Source organism: Thioalkalivibrio sp. AKL8 (genome assembly GCF_000380525.1).
GTDB lineage: Bacteria > Pseudomonadota > Gammaproteobacteria > Ectothiorhodospirales > Ectothiorhodospiraceae > Thioalkalivibrio > Thioalkalivibrio versutus.
The window spans coordinates 126,969-141,769 of record NZ_AQYF01000003.1; the positions used below are offsets into that span (position 1 = coordinate 126,969).

At 66.3% G+C, this 14,801-nt stretch carries 16 protein-coding genes; 10 read left to right on the forward strand and 6 right to left on the reverse strand.

The window, feature by feature from the left end:
* Positions 1-98: 98 nt before the first annotated feature.
* A complete protein-coding gene (locus tag G335_RS0101950) occupies positions 99-1,784 on the forward strand; it encodes a 2-isopropylmalate synthase (protein WP_018170045.1) in 1,686 nt (561 codons plus the stop codon).
* 100 nt (positions 1,785-1,884) lie between these two features.
* Here the strand turns inward: G335_RS0101950 and G335_RS0101955 are convergent, their stop codons facing one another.
* Positions 1,885-2,727 (reverse strand): ion transporter, encoded by an 843-nt coding sequence (locus G335_RS0101955; protein WP_018175774.1) that lies wholly within the window; start codon positions 2,725-2,727, stop codon positions 1,885-1,887.
* 152 nt (positions 2,728-2,879) lie between these two features.
* On the opposite strand from G335_RS0101955, the gene G335_RS0101960 reads away from it, so the two are divergent.
* Positions 2,880-3,482, forward strand: coding sequence for a cyclopropane-fatty-acyl-phospholipid synthase family protein (locus G335_RS0101960; RefSeq protein ID WP_018175775.1), 603 nt, complete (start codon positions 2,880-2,882; stop codon positions 3,480-3,482).
* A gap of 40 nt (positions 3,483-3,522) precedes the next feature.
* Here the strand turns inward: G335_RS0101960 and G335_RS0101965 are convergent, their stop codons facing one another.
* Genes G335_RS0101965 through G335_RS0101975 form a run of 3 tightly spaced genes read right to left on the reverse strand, consistent with a single transcriptional unit; the run spans position 3,523 to position 7,392 of the window.
* Entirely contained in the window at positions 3,523-4,125 is a 603-nt protein-coding gene (locus G335_RS0101965) for a nucleoside triphosphate pyrophosphatase (protein WP_018175776.1), read from the reverse strand.
* Entirely contained in the window at positions 4,118-5,953 is a 1,836-nt protein-coding gene (gene oadA / locus G335_RS0101970) for a sodium-extruding oxaloacetate decarboxylase subunit alpha (protein ID WP_018175777.1), read from the reverse strand. The genes G335_RS0101965 and oadA overlap by 8 nt, the downstream gene beginning before the upstream one ends.
* A gap of 20 nt (positions 5,954-5,973) precedes the next feature.
* Complete coding sequence (locus G335_RS0101975; protein ID WP_018144165.1) at positions 5,974-7,392, reverse strand: acetyl-CoA carboxylase biotin carboxylase subunit; 1,419 nt, start codon at positions 7,390-7,392, stop codon at positions 5,974-5,976.
* Between the two features lie 130 nt (positions 7,393-7,522).
* Between G335_RS0101975 and G335_RS0101980 the strand changes: the two genes are divergently transcribed.
* From G335_RS0101980 to G335_RS0102005, 6 genes are all read left to right on the forward strand, one after another.
* Complete coding sequence (locus tag G335_RS0101980; protein WP_018175778.1) at positions 7,523-8,044, forward strand: DUF177 domain-containing protein; 522 nt, start codon at positions 7,523-7,525, stop codon at positions 8,042-8,044.
* A 111-nt stretch (positions 8,045-8,155) separates the two neighbouring features.
* Entirely contained in the window at positions 8,156-8,353 is a 198-nt protein-coding gene (gene rpmF, locus G335_RS0101985; RefSeq protein WP_018144163.1) for a 50S ribosomal protein L32, read from the forward strand.
* 99 nt (positions 8,354-8,452) lie between these two features.
* Positions 8,453-9,481, forward strand: coding sequence for a phosphate acyltransferase PlsX (gene plsX, locus G335_RS0101990; protein WP_018144162.1), 1,029 nt, complete (start codon positions 8,453-8,455; stop codon positions 9,479-9,481).
* On the forward strand, positions 9,478-10,440 hold the full coding sequence (locus G335_RS0101995) for a beta-ketoacyl-ACP synthase III (RefSeq protein ID WP_018144161.1): 963 nt from the start codon (positions 9,478-9,480) through the stop codon (positions 10,438-10,440). Before plsX ends, G335_RS0101995 begins: the two co-directional genes overlap by 4 nt.
* Positions 10,441-10,504: 64 nt before the next feature.
* On the forward strand, positions 10,505-10,981 hold the full coding sequence (locus G335_RS0102000; RefSeq protein WP_018144160.1) for a CYTH domain-containing protein: 477 nt from the start codon (positions 10,505-10,507) through the stop codon (positions 10,979-10,981).
* A complete protein-coding gene (locus tag G335_RS0102005) occupies positions 10,971-11,606 on the forward strand; it encodes a uracil-DNA glycosylase (protein WP_018175779.1) in 636 nt (211 codons plus the stop codon). Before G335_RS0102000 ends, G335_RS0102005 begins: the two co-directional genes overlap by 11 nt.
* Before the next feature lie 97 nt (positions 11,607-11,703).
* Here G335_RS0102005 and G335_RS0102010 read toward each other — a convergent pair whose 3' ends face one another.
* Together G335_RS0102010 and G335_RS0102015 are read right to left on the reverse strand one after the other, a co-directional pair.
* Positions 11,704-12,033 (reverse strand): type II toxin-antitoxin system PemK/MazF family toxin, encoded by a 330-nt coding sequence (locus G335_RS0102010; protein ID WP_018175780.1) that lies wholly within the window; start codon positions 12,031-12,033, stop codon positions 11,704-11,706.
* A complete protein-coding gene (locus tag G335_RS0102015; protein WP_018144158.1) occupies positions 12,023-12,223 on the reverse strand; it encodes a DUF2281 domain-containing protein in 201 nt (66 codons plus the stop codon). Before G335_RS0102015 ends, G335_RS0102010 begins: the two co-directional genes overlap by 11 nt.
* A 137-nt stretch (positions 12,224-12,360) precedes the next feature.
* Between G335_RS0102015 and uvrC the strand changes: the two genes are divergently transcribed.
* Both uvrC and pgsA read left to right on the forward strand, forming a co-directional pair.
* On the forward strand, positions 12,361-14,187 hold the full coding sequence (uvrC, locus tag G335_RS0102020) for an excinuclease ABC subunit UvrC (protein ID WP_018175781.1): 1,827 nt from the start codon (positions 12,361-12,363) through the stop codon (positions 14,185-14,187).
* Positions 14,188-14,196: 9 nt separating this feature from the next.
* The gene (gene pgsA, locus G335_RS0102025; RefSeq protein ID WP_018170035.1) at positions 14,197-14,748 is read left to right on the forward strand and encodes a CDP-diacylglycerol--glycerol-3-phosphate 3-phosphatidyltransferase; all 552 of its coding nucleotides are present in this window, start codon (positions 14,197-14,199) and stop codon (positions 14,746-14,748) included.
* Positions 14,749-14,801 lie beyond the last annotated feature (53 nt).

Genomic DNA, 14,801 nt, shown 5'->3' on the forward strand with positions numbered 1-14,801 from the left:
TGCCGGGGACAATGCGTTAGGATAATGCACAGATAGAAATCCGGAGCGCGGCACCCGACCACACGGCGAGGCCGCGCCCCTTACAGGAGACGAACACGATGGCCTTCGATCACACCAAGTACGCCCCGTTCCCGCCGATCGACAAGTCCGATCGGCGCTGGCCGGCCCAGCGCACCACGGCCGCCCCGCGTTTCTGCGCGGTGGATCTGCGTGACGGCAACCAGGCGCTGGTGCACCCGATGAGCGTGGAACAGAAGATGCGCTTCTTCGAGGTGCTGGTGGAAATCGGTCTGACCGAGATCGAGATCGGCTTCCCGGCCGCCTCGCAGATCGACTACGACTTTACCCGCCGCCTGATCGATGAAGACCGCATCCCCGAGGGCGTGTACATCCAGGTGCTGACCCAGGCGCGCGAGGACTTGATCCAGAAGACCTTCGCGGCGCTGGAGGGCGCCCCGCGCGCGGTGGTGCACGTGTACAACTCCACCAACCCGGCGCAGCGCGAGCAGGTATTCCGCATGGATCGCGACGGCGTGCGCGGCATTGCCGAGAACGGTGCACGCTGGGTGCGGGATTACGCGGCGAAGTACCCCCAGACCGACTGGATCTTCCAGTACTCGCCGGAGAGCTTCTCCACCACCGAGCTGGACTTCGCGGTCGAGGTGGTCGATGCGGTGAATGCGATCTGGCGCCCGGACCAGGGCCAGAAGGTCGTGATCAACCTGCCGGCCACGGTCGAGTCCGCCACGCCGAACGTCTTTGCCGACCAGGTCGAGTGGTTCTGCGACCACGTGCAGTACCGCGAGCATTTCTGCGTGTCGCTGCATACGCACAACGACCGGGGCACCGGTGTGGCCGCGGCCGAGCTGGGCCTGCTGGCCGGGGCCGATCGCCTGGAGGGCACGCTGTTTGGTAACGGCGAGCGCACCGGCAACATGGATCTGGTCACCGTCGGCATGAATCTGTACTCGCAGGGCATTGACCCGACCATTGACCTGTCCGACATGGAGCGGCTGATGGACGTGTACAAGGAGTGCACCGACATGCCCATCAACCCGCGCCACCCGTGGGCGGGCGAGCTGGTCTACACCGCTTTTTCCGGCAGTCACCAGGACGCGATCCGCAAGGGCCTGGCGCATTACAAGGAGAAGGGCGGCCACTGGAACGTGCCCTACCTGCCGATCGACCCGAGCGATCTGGGCCGGCGTTACGAGGAGGTCGTGCGCATCAACAGCCAGTCCGGCAAGGGTGGGGTCACGCATGTGCTGGAGCGCGACTACGGCATCGAATTGCCGCGCTGGCTGGCGATCGAGTTCGCCCGCATCGTGCAGAAGGATGCCGAGACCTCGCAGATCGAGGTCTCCTCGAAGCGCATCCACGAGCTGTTTGAAAAGCATTACCTGACGCCGGTTACCGGCTGGGATCTGGTGCGTTACGAGATCGAGAAGGACGGTCCTGTGGTGCGGCTGGATGCGACTATGGGCCCGCCCGGGCGTGAATCCCGCCTGCGGGGCGAGGGCCACGGCGCGGTCGCGGCGCTGACCTCCGCCATGGAGGCCGAGCGTGGCGTGCAGGTGAAGGTCACCCACTTCGACGAGCACGCGATGGAGTCCGGCACTGAGGCGCGCGCCATGGCCGCCGTGGACGTGCAGGTCGATGGCGAACGCTCCGTGGGCGTCGCCCTGGGCGAGGACACCACGGCCGCCACCCTGCAGGCCGTGCTCAACGCCACGGGCCGCCGCCTAGGCGAGCGCGCCGTGGAGTCAGCCGCCGTCAGCGCCTGATCTCGCCGGGCCCGCGGGGCCTTTCCTGGCCCCTGTGGGAGGGTGCTTGCACACGAAGCCTCCCGTTCGCATCACAGCGGACGGGAGGTTTCGCGCCTGATCACCGGACGCGTTTCTCCAGCATGGTCTGCATGCGGGTCAGGCGTTCCTGGAGCTTGAGGGTTTCCTGCTGTATCTCGTGGATCTCCGAGTGCAGGGCCTGGTTCTCTTCGTGCACGCTGTCGTGGATCATCTGCTGCTCGATCTCCATCGAGCGGTCGTGCATGCGCTGCATGGCGTCCACGATGATGGCGATGAACAGGTTCAGCACGGTGAAGGTGGCGATCAGGATGAAGGGCACGAAGAACGCCCAGGCCCAGGGGTAGATTTCCATCACCGGGCGGGCGATGTCCTCGGACCAACCCTCCAGCGTCATTACCTGGAACAGGCTGTACATAGTGGCGCCGAGCGTGCCGAACTTCTGCGGGAAGGATTCACCAAACAGGCCGGTAGCGATGATCGCGAACACGTAGAAGATCAGCACCAGCAATCCCATGATGGAGATGATGCCGGGGATCGCCCGCAGCAGCGCCTCCACGATGAAGCGCAGCTTCGGCACCATGGAGACCAGGCGCAACAGACGCAGCACGCGCAGCACCGAAAATGGCCCCGAGGCCGGGATCAGTGCGATCCCCACCACGAAGAAATCGAACACGTTCCACGGGTTGCGCCAGAACCGCAGGCGGTAGACGAACAGCTTGGCCAGCACTTCGGCGGTGAAGATCGACAGGATGATGGCATCGGCGTTCAGGATCACCGGGCCCATCCAGCCCATCACGGTGTCCGAGGTCTCGAGCCCCAACGTCAGGGCGTTCAGCAGGATCAGGCCAATGATGAAGCGCTGGGTCAGCCGGGCCTCGATAAAGTGTTCCAGGCGTGCGCGCAGCGTGGGGGTTTCGCTCATGGTGTCGAAGATCGTTGGAGTCCTTGGGGACGCGCAAGAGTAGGGTAAAGCCGGGGTTCCGGCAATCGCGCGAGCGCAAGCACGCGCCACGTCAGGAGTGCCTGGCAGACGGCACGAATGGACAGATTCCCGGGAACGGAAGGAGAGCAGGGATGTGGGATGAACGTTACGCCGAGGACGACTACGTCTACGGCACTGAACCGAATGATTTTCTGCGCGCGGCAGTGGCCAACGTGCCGCGCGGGCGGGCCCTGTGCCTGGCCGAGGGGGAGGGCCGCAACGCGGTGTTCCTGGCGCAGCAGGGTTTCGACGTGCTGGCGGTGGACAGCTCCGCGGTCGGCCTGCAGAAGGCCCAGCGTCTGGCCGAGGACCGGGGGGTACAGATCGAGACCCTGGTGGCGGATCTCGCCGACTACGCGATCGACCCGGACTCCTGGGATCTGATCGTATCGATCTTTTGCCATTTGCCGCCGGACGTTCGGCGTCGCCTGCACGCCGAGGTGGTCGCGGGCCTGCGCCCGGGCGGGGTGTTCATCCTCGAGGCCTATACGCCGGCGCAACTCGAATGGGGCACGGGAGGTCCGCCCACTGCGGAGTTGATGATGACGCGGGAGGCGCTGACCGAGGAGCTGGACGGGCTGGAGTTCGAAGAGGCCGTGGAACGCGAACGCGACGTGATCGAGGGGCGTTTCCACACCGGGCGCGGCGCGGTGGTGCAGGTCCTGGCGCACAAGCCGCGGAACGACTGGGGCTAGACGCGGGCGCGCCCGTTCTTGGAGGTTGCCGGGCCGGTGTTCAGGCCGCTGCGGGCGGGACGGCCACACCCGCTTCGCGCAACCAGTTTCCGAGGGTGATCAGCGGTAGCCCCACCAGCGCGGTCGGGTCGTCGCCGCTCATGCGTGCGAACAGGCTGATGCCCAGCCCCTCGGACTTGAAGCTGCCGGCACAGTCCAGCGGCTGGTCCAGTGCAACGTAGCGCCGGATCTCCTCGGGGCTTAGCTCGCGGAACGTCACGGTGAACGGAACCTGGCCCGTCCTCACCTTCCCGGTGGCCGTGTCCAGCAGACACAGGCCGGTGTGGAACGTAACCGTTTCCCCGGACAGCGCCGCGAGTTGCGCCTCGGCGCGGACGCTGTCGCCGGGCTTGCCGAGGACCTGCCCGGCGTGGCTGGCGTTCTGGTCGGAGCCGATGACCAGATGGTCGGGATAGACATCGGCGACTGCCCGGGCCTTGGCCTCGGCCAGGCGTGCCACCATCGCCTCGGGCAATTCATGCGCCAGAGGGGTCTCGTCCACCGCCGGGCGCGCGGTCTCGAAGGGCAGATGCAGCCGCTCCAGCAGTTCGGCGCGATAGCGCGAGGTGGAGGCGAGGACCAGTCTTCGTGCGGTATCAGCCATCGTCGCCGTCGATCTCGATCAGGGCGTCGTCCGGATTGGCGGCGGCCCCCTTGGTGACGTTCACTGCGGTGACCGTGCCGGACACGGGGGCGGCGATCTCGGATTCCATCTTCATCGCCTCCAGTACGAGCACCGGCTGACCGGCCTCCACGCGGTCGCCCTCGGCCACCAGCACGTCGATGATGGTGCCGGGCATGGAGGTGGTGACGTCGCCCGGCCGGGTCGCACGGCGCGACTTCTTGCCTCCGCTGCCCCCGCGGCTGCGTTCGGCGCCGCCGTTGCCGGCGGTCTCGATGCTGTCCAGGGTCTCGATCTGAACCTCTTCCGGCATCCCGTCGACCGTCACGTACATCGGGCGGGTGTCCTCCCGGTGATGGCCGGAGCCATTGACCTGGATGTGGTAGGTCTCGCCGTGGAAGGTGACGTTGAATTCCACCGGGGCCGGGCAGCCGGCCTGGGTGTTCTCCGGCAGGTTGAGCGGTTCCGGGCTGAGCGTGCCGTCGCGGCGCTGCTCCAGGAATTGCCGTCCTACCTCGGGGAACAGGGCGAAGGTCAGGACATCCTCCGGGCCCCGGGCGAGGTCTCCGATCTCGTCAGTCAGGGTAGCCATCTCCGGCTTCAGCAGGTCGGCCGGGCGGCAATCGATGACATCGGCATTGCCGATGGCCTGTTGCCGCACGACGCTGTTGATCGGGCCGGGCGCCCGGCCGTAGTGCCCGGTCAGGTATTGCTTCACCTCGTTGGTGATGGTCTTGTAGCGCTCCCCGGCGAGGACGTTCATCACCGCCTGGGTGCCGACGATCTGCGAGGTGGGGGTGACCAGCGGCGGGTAGCCGAGATCCTCGCGTACCCGGGGGATCTCTTCCAGCACCGCATCAAAGTGATCCAGCGCGTTCTGGTCACGCAGCTGGTTCGCCAGGTTGGAGATCATCCCGCCGGGCACCTGGTTAATCTGCACGCGGGTGTCGACGCCGGTGTACTCACTCTCGAAGCGCTGGTACTTCTTGCGCACCTCGTGGAAGTACAGCCCGATCTTCTGCAGCGCGACCAGATCCAGGCCCGTGTCGTGCTCGGTGCCGGCGAGGGCGGCGACCAGGCTCTCCGTTGGCGGGTGGCTGGTGCCCCCGGCGAATGCTGAGATCGCGGTCTCGATATGCCGGCAGCCGGCCTCGATGGCCTGCCAGTGGCACAGCTCGGACAGCCCCGATGTCGCGTGGGCGTGCAGGTGGATCGGCACATCCAGGGCATCCACCAGCTCGGTGACCAGCTCGCGGGTGGCGCTGGGGGTGAGCAGCCCGGCCATGTCCTTGATCGCGATGCTCTGCGCGCCCATCGCGACCAGCTCGCGCCCCAGGGCGACGAATTCGGCGGCCGAATGCACCGGTCCGGTGGTGTAGCAGAGCGTGCCCTGGGCATGGCCGCCGGCTTCGCGGGTGGCCTCGATCGCGGTGCGCAGGTTTCGCGCGTCGTTCATCGCGTCGAAGATGCGGATGATGTCGATGCCACCGGCCACCGAGCGCTCGACAAAGGCGCGCACCACGTCGTCGGCGTAGTGGCGATAGCCGAGCAGGTTCTGTCCGCGCAGCAGCATCTGCAGGGGGGTGTTCGGCAGCGCGGCCTTCAGCTGGTGCAGCCGCTCCCAGGGGTCCTCCTTGAGAAACCGCACGCAGGCATCGAAGGTGGCACCACCCCAGGCCTCCAGCGAGTGAAAGCCGATGGCGTCCATCTGCTCGCAGATTGGCAGCATGTCCTCGGTGCGCATGCGCGTGGCGATCAGGCTCTGGTGGCCATCGCGCAGGGTGACATCGGTGATGTGAACTCGGTCCATGGTCAGTCCGGTGGCCGGGGTTATAACCCGTGGTGGGCGGCGAGGGCAGCGGCAACGGCCACCGCCAGCTGGCGGTCCGAGCGCTTGCCGGGGAAGTGCGTCAGCTCCGGGTGGGCCGCGACAAACCCGGTATCGAAGTGCCCGCTGCGGAAGGTCGGGTGGTCAACGATGGCCAGGTGGAACGGGATGGTGGTCTTGACCCCGAACACGCCCATGTCCCGCAGGGCACGATTGGCGCGGGCCAGCAGGTCGTCCCACTCCAGGGCCCAGCAGATCAGCTTGGCGCACATCGAGTCGTAATGCGGCGGGATGGTGTAGCCGGTGTAGATGGCCCCGTCGGTGCGCACGCCCGGGCCGCCCGGGGCGAAGTAGCGGGTGATGCGGCCGAAACTCGGCAGGAAGTCGTTCTTCGGGTCTTCCGCGTTGATGCGGAACTCCATCGCATAGCCGCGGCGGGTGATCTGCGATTGTTCGTAGCGCAGCGGCTCGCCGGCGGCGATGCGCAGCTGTTCCTGCACGATGTCGACCCCGGTGATCATCTCGGTAACTGGATGTTCGACCTGAAGTCTTGTGTTCATCTCCATGAAATAGAACGAATCATCCGCGTCCATCAGGAACTCAACGGTGCCGGCGTTCTGGTAGCCGACGGCGAGCGCGGCGCGCACCGCCAACTCGCCCAGATACTGGCGCTGCGCCTCGTCCAGCTGTGGCGAGGGGGCGATCTCCACCAGCTTCTGGTGGCGGCGCTGCACCGAGCAGTCGCGTTCGAACAGGTGGATCGCATGGCCGTGGGCATCGCCGAGGATCTGCACCTCGATGTGTCGCGGATTGACCACGGCCTTCTCGAGGAAGATCTCGGTACTGCCGAAGGCACGGGTGGCCTCGGAGCGCACGCGCTCGAAGTTGTGCTCCAGAGCGGCGGCATCCTCGCACAGGCGAATGCCGCGTCCGCCGCCGCCATTGGTGGCCTTGAGCATCACCGGGTAGCCGATGCGCTCGGCCACCTCCAGCGCCGCGGTGACGCCCTCCAGGTTGCCCTCCGAGCCGGGTGTGACCGGCACCCCGGCCTCGATCATCGCCCGGCGCGCGGCCACCTTGTCGCCCATGCGGCGGATCACCGACGCATCCGGGCCGACCCAGATCAGGTCGCGGGCGGCGCAGGCCGCGGCAAAGTCGGGGTTTTCGGAGAGGAAGCCGTAGCCCGGGTGCACCGCGTCACAGCCGGCGGCGCGCGCGACGCTGATCAGGCGATGGATGCTGAGATAGCCGCCCATGGAGTCCGGGCCGATGGCGTAGGCCTCGTCGGCCTTCTTCACGTGCAGGGCGTGGCGGTCGGCATCGGTATAGACCGCGACCGAGATGATCCCCAGTTCGCTGCATGCCCGGATCAGGCGCACGGCGATTTCGCCCCGGTTGGCAATGAGCAGCTTGCGAATCAAACGGAAGGCCCCGGGCAGGTCGATGACAACCCGAGTATCGACGTCGTTTGGGGCGGCTGCAAGTTTCTGTTTCGCTTTGACAGATCGCCCTCGCGCGCGTATATTCCGCGCCCTTGCAACCGAGCCGTTTATGAGTCGCATCCCCGTTTCTCTTGACCCGTGGCAACCGCGTGCGCGGCACCTGGAATTCGAGGGTGACCTGCGTGCGGAAGAGCTGCCGCGGTTACGTGCCGATGCCCTGCCGGGACACCCGTTGCGGGTGCACGCGCAATTCCAGCTGGAACGCGGGGCGCTGGACGAGATACGGCTGAGCGGGACGATTACCGGCGAGCTGTGGCAGACCTGCCAGCGCTGCCTGCAGCCGATGGCATGGGAATTCCGCCTTGAACCGGATGCCGTGCTGCTGCCGCCGGAAGGCACTCCGGCGGGCATGAGCGAGGGCGATGACTTTGTCGCTCTCGAGGCGGATGGCCTGTTGCGCCCCGCGGCATGGGTCGAGGAAGAGATCCTGCTGGCGTGGCCACTGGTGCCGCGCCATGCGGATTGCGAACCTGCCGCCGGGGCCGAATTCGAGGAAGGCGAGGGCGCCGAAAATCCGTTCGCGGTGCTCGAACAACTCAAGAAGGGCGGCCCGGACCGGGGCGGCTCATGACGTGAGCGCCGGCCGGGGGCATTGTCCGGGCCGAACCGTTATACTTGCGCCCGATTTGATACCGGGCTCACTCCCGTCGCCACGGGATTTTGATCAATCTGGAGATGCATCATGGCTGTTCAGCAACGCCGCAAGACTCGTTCCAAGCGCGATATGCGCCGCTCCCACGACAGTCTGACGGGCGCTACTCTGTCGACCGACCCGACCACCGGCGAGATCCATCGTCGTCACCACATGACTCCGGATGGTTTCTACCGCGGTCGTCAGGTGATCCAGCAGGCCGTCGAAGTCGACGAAGACGAAGATTAAGGTCCAGGGAATGACCGTCCCGGGGCCACGGCTGCGTTTGCGCCGTGGCCTTTCCGCGTTTGAATACGGCCGCTGTGCGGTCGTCCGTCGGGCCCGAGCATGACTGCCAGTTTTACCATCGCACTGGACGTGATGGGCGGCGACCACGGTGCGTCCGTCATCCTTCCGGCTGCGCGCCGTTCACTGAAGGTCGCAGACGATTTCCGCCTGCTGCTGGTCGGTGACCAGGAGACCATCGAGTCCGGGATATCCGGCTGGTCCGCGAGCGAACGCGAGCGGGTCGAGATGGTGCATGCCAGCCAGGTGGTCGGCATGGACGAGCTGCCGGCCGTGGCCCTGCGCACCAAGCGCGACTCCTCGATGCGGGTCGCCATTGACCAGGTGAAGAACGGGGCGGCCCAGGCCTGCGTCTCCGCCGGCAATACGGGTGGTCTGATGGCCACCGCGCGGTACGTCCTGAAGACCCTCCCCGGCATCGATCGTCCGGCCATCGCCACGGCCCTGCCGTCGATGAACGGGCATACCCACATGCTCGACCTGGGCGCCAATGTGGATGTCGAGGCCGCGCATCTGTATCAGTTCGCGGTGATGGGATCGGTGCTGGCGAATGCCGTGGACGGCCTGGAGGCCCCGCGGGTCGGACTGCTGAACATCGGCTCCGAGGCGATCAAGGGCAATGACCGCGTGCGCGAGGCCGGCCGCATGCTGGAAGAATCCAGCCTCAACTACATCGGCTTCGTCGAGGGGAACGATGTCTACTGTGGCGATGTGGACGTGGTGGTCTGTGACGGCTTTGTCGGCAACGTCGCGCTGAAGATCAGCGAAGGCGTGGCCAAGATGATCTCCTCCAAAATGAAGGCGGAGTTCGATGCATCGGTGTTTTCTCGATTGTCCGGCCTGTTCGCACTGCCGGTACTGCGCCGGATCCGTCATCGGTTCGACCACCGCCGCTACAACGGCGCTTCGCTGCTGGGCCTGCAGGGCGTGGTGATCAAGAGCCACGGCAGCGCCGACGAGCTGGCCTTCGAGCACGCGATCCGCATTGCCCGCATCGAGGCCGAGGCGAACATCTCGAGTCGGATCGACAAGCAGCTTGGCCAGCTCCTGGGCCAGGAGACAAGCGAGTGAAGCATGCACGCATCAGCGGGACCGGGAGCTACCTGCCCGAGCGCATCCTGACCAACGCCGAGCTGGAGGCAATGGTCGATACCTCGGATGCCTGGATCCGTGACCGCACCGGAATCCGCGAGCGGCATATCGTCGCCGAGAACGAGGTGACCTCGGATCTCGCGCTGAAGGCCGCCGAGCGTGCAATGGACGCCGCCGGCATCCGCGCCGCCGATCTCGACCTGATCCTGGTCGCAACCACCACCCCCGATCAGATCTTCCCCAGCACCGCGTGCATCCTGCAGGCCAAGCTGGGCGTGGGGGGCTGCCCGGCCTTCGATATCCAGGCGGTGTGCAGTGGGTTCGTGTACGCCCTGGCCACTGCCGACCGCTTCATGCAGAGCGACGAGATCCGGCACGTGCTGGTCGTGGGGGCGGAGACGCTCTCGCGCATTACCGACTACACCGACCGCGGCAACTGCATCCTGTGGGGCGACGGCGCGGGTGCCGTGATCCTGTCGCGTTCGCCGGACCCGGGCATCATCTCCACGCACCTGCATGCCGATGGCCACCACAAGAGCCTGCTGGAGGTTCCGGGTGGCGTGTCGCAGCCGGACAGCAACCCGGATCTCGACTTCATTCGCATGGAAGGCCGAGCCGTCTTCCGCGTGGCAGTGAATACCCTGGACCAGATCGTCGACGAGACCCTCGAGTACAACGGGATCGACAAATCCGAGCTGGACTGGCTGGTGCCGCACCAGGCGAACATCCGCATCATCCAGGCGACCGCGAAGAAGCTGAACATGTCCATGGACAACGTCGTGGTCACGGTGGATCGCCACGGCAACACCTCGGCCGCGTCCATCCCGCTGGCGCTGGATACCGCCGTGCGCGACGGTCGCATCAAGAAGGGTGACCTGATCCTGACCGAGGCCTTTGGCGGCGGATTCACCTGGGGCTCCGCGCTCATCCGGATGTAACCGGGGTCCGTGGCGATCGCCCGGGGGCTCCCGGCGTCCAGGGGAAACACAAGGAGCATTCGGCATGGGCCGCGAGATCGAACGCAAATTCCTGCTGGCCAGTGATGCCTGGCGTGACCGTGTCGTGCGTGCGCAGCGCATGCGGCAGGGCTACCTGTGCGGCAACGACCGCGCGTCCATCCGCGTGCGAGTGGACGAGGGCGGTGCCAACCTCAACATCAAGAGCGCGACCCTCGGCGTGGAACGCGACGAATACCAGTACGACATCCCCGTGGACGAGGCCCACCGCCTGCTGGACACGCTGGCCGGCCCGCAGGTCGAAAAGACCCGCCACTGGGTGGACGTCGAGGGCTGGGAATACGAGGTCGACGTGTTCGAGGGCGCCAATGCAGGCCTGATCGTCGCCGAGCTGGAGTTGCCGAGCAGCGACGCCGAATTCCCGCGTCCGGACTGGCTGGGCGAGGAGGTGTCGCACGACCCGCGCTACTACAACACCGAACTCGCCCGGAATCCCTATCGCGAGTGGCCGGATGCCTCCTAGCGAGATCTTCGCCGCGGACTGCCGCGCCTGCCCGCGCCTGGCGGGCTTTCTGGAGGACGTGCGGGCGAAGCACCCCGAGTATCACGCCGCGCCCGTGCCGTCCTTCGGCCCGCTGGATGCGCGGCTGCTGATCGTTGGCCTGGCACCGGGTATGCACGGGGCCAACGCCACTGGGCGCCCGTTCACCGGCGACTATGCCGGTGTGCTCCTGTATCAGACCCTGCACGAACACGGCTTCGCCAGTGCACCGGAGAGCGTGCGCGCGGACGACGATCTGGAGCTAATCGACTGCCGCATCACCAACGCGGTCAAATGCCTCCCGCCGCAGAACAAGCCGACGACCGAAGAGATCCGCACCTGCAACGGGTTCCTCGCCGCCGAGATGACGGCCATGCAGCCACGGGTGATCCTGGCATTGGGCAAGATCGCCCACGACGCCATCCTGCGCGCGAAGGGCCTGCCGCTGTCGAGTCTGCGCTTCGCCCACGGCGCCGAACACGAGCTGGATGCGCACACCCGTCTGATCGACTCCTACCACTGCTCGCGCTACAACACCCAAACCCGCCGCCTGACCCCCGCCATGTTCGACGATCTGTTCGCACGTATCCGCACTTACCTCGCGTAGATATTCGCGTCGGAGGTCAAATCTTCCAGTCATTGCGAGGCGCTAAAGGCGCCGTGGCAATCGGCGGGGCCGGCGAGGCGGTCAACTACTTATGCGATCAGCACCCGAAGTGGCGGCAAAAGTGGGCGCGGATATCTGCAAAGGTTGCTTCTCCCGGTTTTGCGTACTGATGGGTGATCAGTCGGCTACTGAGGGTGAAGATCTTGTCGTAGCGGACCCAACTCGTTTTGGGAAGAGAACCCTCCATCAGCACCTCGGAGGTGATTTCGACCGCATGAGTGCGGGTCGGTGCCGATGTGACCGCTAGCGCGGCGAAGTCTCCGAAGCGATCGACCTCGGAAAGGACCAAAACGGGGCGGCGTTTGCGGGTCGTCAGGTCCGAAAAGGGGAATGGGATTGCAACGATGGCCCCCGGCTTAGCGGTCATCCCAGACCTCGTCCTCGGGGGTGTCCCAAATCGGTCCCAGTGTCGTCTCCTGCGCCTTCTTGAGGTCTTCGATCGGGGTGTCGCTCAAACCGTGCTTGGCCTCCAGATAACCAATGAAATCGAGCACCTCGCGCGAGAGGGGCTCCGGCAGGCGCTTGGCCTCCTGATAGATCTGTTCGGCGATGTCCATGGCTCGACCCTCTCGATACGTTGGCCTCCGGGGCGGGAGGCAAGAGAAAAACTGAGTATCAGGATAGCCCGAACATCGCCGGGCTCGCACGCGGGCTATGCCGGGCGGCGGGGGAGTTCGGGTATCCTGAAAGGATCATGAGTACCTCCGAAACCGGATTCGATCACAAGCGCTTTGTGCAGACGCTGACGCAGTCGCCCGGCGTCTACCAGATGCTGGATGCGGCCGGGAACGTGCTGTACGTCGGCAAGGCGCGCAACCTGAAGAGCCGGGTGCCCAGCTATTTCCGTGGGAGCGACGACCGCGGCCCGCGCATCCGCTCGATGGTGCGGCAGATCGCGGATATCCGCGTTGCGGTGACGCATACCGAGGCCGAGGCGCTGCTGCTGGAGGCCAACCTGATCAAGCGTCACCGGCCGCGCTACAACGTGCTGCTGCGTGACGACAAGAGCTACCCCTACATCTACGTCTCGAACCAGGAGTACCCGCGCCTGGGGTTTCATCGCGGCGCGCGCAAGAAGGGCATGCGCTACTTCGGGCCGTACCCCTCGGCCGGCGCGGTGCGCGAAAGCCTGGCGCTGCTGCAGAAGCTCTTCCAGGTGCGCCAGTGCGAGGACAGCGTGTTCGCGCACCGTTCGCGCCCCTGCCTGCAGTACCAGATCGGGCGTTGCACCGCGCCCTGTGTCGGCTACATCTCGCCGGAGGACTACGCGCGCGACGTCGAGGCATCGGTCAAGTTCCTGGAAGGCAAGAGCGAGGCGGTGATCGAGGAGCTGATGGAGCGCATGGAGGCGGCCTCGATGCGCCTGGACTTCGAGCATGCCGCGCGCCTGCGCGACCAGATCGCACGGCTGCGCCAGATCTCCGAACAGCAGTTTGTCTCCGGCGGCGAGGGGGATGCCGACGTGTTTGCCCTGGCGCAGGAGGCGGGGACCTGCGCGGTGGAGATCTTCTTCGTGCGCAACGGGCAGAATCTGGGCAACAGCGAGCTGTTTCCGAACGTGCCGGAGGCGACCGAGACCGACGAGATCATGGCCGCGGTGCTGGCGCAGTACTACGCGGAACGCGAGCCGCCGGCGCGCATCCTGCTGTCGCACGAGCCGCAGGGCGCCAAGACACTGGAGGCTTACCTGGCCGAGCGGCGGGGCGGGAAGGTTGCCCTGGCCTGGTCGCTACGCGGCGACCGCGCACGCTGGCTGGACATGGCGCAGCGCAATGCCGAACTGGCCCTGAAGACGCGGATTGCCAGCCAGGCGGGACAGACGGCGCGCCTGGATGCGCTGACCAGCGAGTTGGGTCTGGAGGAGACGCCGAAGCGCATGGAGTGCTTCGACATCTCGCACACCGGCGGCGAGGGCACGGTGGCCTCCTGCGTCGTGTTCGGGCCGGAAGGGCCGATCAAGTCGGATTATCGGCGCTTCAACATTGAGGGGATCGAACCGGGCGACGACTACGCGGCCATGCATCAGGCGCTCAGCCGGCGCTTTGCACGGCTCAAGAAGGGCGAGGGGCAGGAACCGGATATCCTGTTCATCGATGGCGGCAAGGGCCAGGTGACCCAGGCGCTGAACGTGCTGGCCGACCTCGGGCTGGACCACATCAAGGTCGTGGGCGTGGCCAAGGGCGAGGAGCGCAAGGCGGGCATGGAAACCCTGATATTGAGCGGGGTAGAGGCGCCCTCTATACTCCCCGCGCATTCGGGTGCGCTGCATTGGATCCAGCAGATCCGCGACGAGGCCCACCGCTTTGCGATCACCGGGCACCGCGCCCGCCGTGCCAAGGCGCGCAAGGAGTCCACCCTGGAGGCGATCCCGGGGCTGGGGCCGAAGCGTCGCAGCGCACTGCTGAAGCACTTTGGCGGCCTGCGCGGGGTCAGCCGGGCCGGGGTCGAGGAGCTGACCAAGGTGCCGGGGATTCACCGCCGGCTCGCGCAGGCGATTTACGACCAGTTTCACGAGAGTTGAGCCACTGCCATGTTTCCCCAATTGCCCACCTGGCTGACCTGGTCGCGGATCGTGATGATCCCGTTACTGGTGCTCGCGTTCTACGGCCTGTCCATGCCGCAGGGCGGAATCGTGGCGGCCATCATCTTCGCCCTGGCGGGCGTGACCGACTGGCTGGACGGCTATCTGGCCCGGCGCTGGGAGGTGACCAGTCGGTTCGGGGCATTCCTCGATCCAGTGGCGGACAAGCTGATTGTCGCCGCGGCCCTGGTGCTGGTGGTGGACCACAACCCCGAACTCGGCATTGCGCTGGCCGCGATCGTCATCATCGGGCGCGAGATCGCGATCTCCGCGCTGCGCGAGTGGATGGCCGAGGTCGGCGGCAGCGCCAAGGTGGCGGTGTCGTGGGTGGGCAAGGTGAAGACCACCGCGCAGATGGTGGCGATCTTCCTGCTGCTGTGGGCCGAGCCCATTGTCGGCCTTCCGACGTTCGTGATCGGCGAGTGGCTGCTGTACCTGGCCGCCGCCCTGACCCTGGTCTCCATGATCCAGTACATGCTGGCGGCCGCGCGCTCGCAGTAAGGGGCGGCGTGTTTGTCGGCCGAGGCTTTGGGGCTACACTGCGGACACCTGCC

What these genes read in the sequence shown, in the direction of transcription:
- G335_RS0101950 (WP_018170045.1), top strand. Translation starts at nt 99, where the DNA reads ATGGCCTTCGATCACACCAAGTACGCCCCGTTCCCGCCGATCGACAAG.
- G335_RS0101955 (WP_018175774.1), bottom strand. Translation starts at nt 2,727, where the DNA reads ATGAGCGAAACCCCCACGCTGCGCGCACGCCTGGAACACTTTATCGAG.
- G335_RS0101960 (WP_018175775.1), top strand. Translation starts at nt 2,880, where the DNA reads ATGTGGGATGAACGTTACGCCGAGGACGACTACGTCTACGGCACTGAA.
- G335_RS0101965 (WP_018175776.1), bottom strand. Translation starts at nt 4,125, where the DNA reads ATGGCTGATACCGCACGAAGACTGGTCCTCGCCTCCACCTCGCGCTAT.
- oadA (WP_018175777.1), bottom strand. Translation starts at nt 5,953, where the DNA reads ATGGACCGAGTTCACATCACCGATGTCACCCTGCGCGATGGCCACCAG.
- G335_RS0101980 (WP_018175778.1), top strand. Translation starts at nt 7,523, where the DNA reads ATGAGTCGCATCCCCGTTTCTCTTGACCCGTGGCAACCGCGTGCGCGG.
- rpmF (WP_018144163.1), top strand. Translation starts at nt 8,156, where the DNA reads ATGGCTGTTCAGCAACGCCGCAAGACTCGTTCCAAGCGCGATATGCGC.
- plsX (WP_018144162.1), top strand. Translation starts at nt 8,453, where the DNA reads ATGACTGCCAGTTTTACCATCGCACTGGACGTGATGGGCGGCGACCAC.
- G335_RS0102000 (WP_018144160.1), top strand. Translation starts at nt 10,505, where the DNA reads ATGGGCCGCGAGATCGAACGCAAATTCCTGCTGGCCAGTGATGCCTGG.
- G335_RS0102005 (WP_018175779.1), top strand. Translation starts at nt 10,971, where the DNA reads ATGCCTCCTAGCGAGATCTTCGCCGCGGACTGCCGCGCCTGCCCGCGC.
- G335_RS0102010 (WP_018175780.1), bottom strand. Translation starts at nt 12,033, where the DNA reads ATGACCGCTAAGCCGGGGGCCATCGTTGCAATCCCATTCCCCTTTTCG.
- G335_RS0102015 (WP_018144158.1), bottom strand. Translation starts at nt 12,223, where the DNA reads ATGGACATCGCCGAACAGATCTATCAGGAGGCCAAGCGCCTGCCGGAG.
- uvrC (WP_018175781.1), top strand. Translation starts at nt 12,361, where the DNA reads ATGAGTACCTCCGAAACCGGATTCGATCACAAGCGCTTTGTGCAGACG.
- pgsA (WP_018170035.1), top strand. Translation starts at nt 14,197, where the DNA reads ATGTTTCCCCAATTGCCCACCTGGCTGACCTGGTCGCGGATCGTGATG.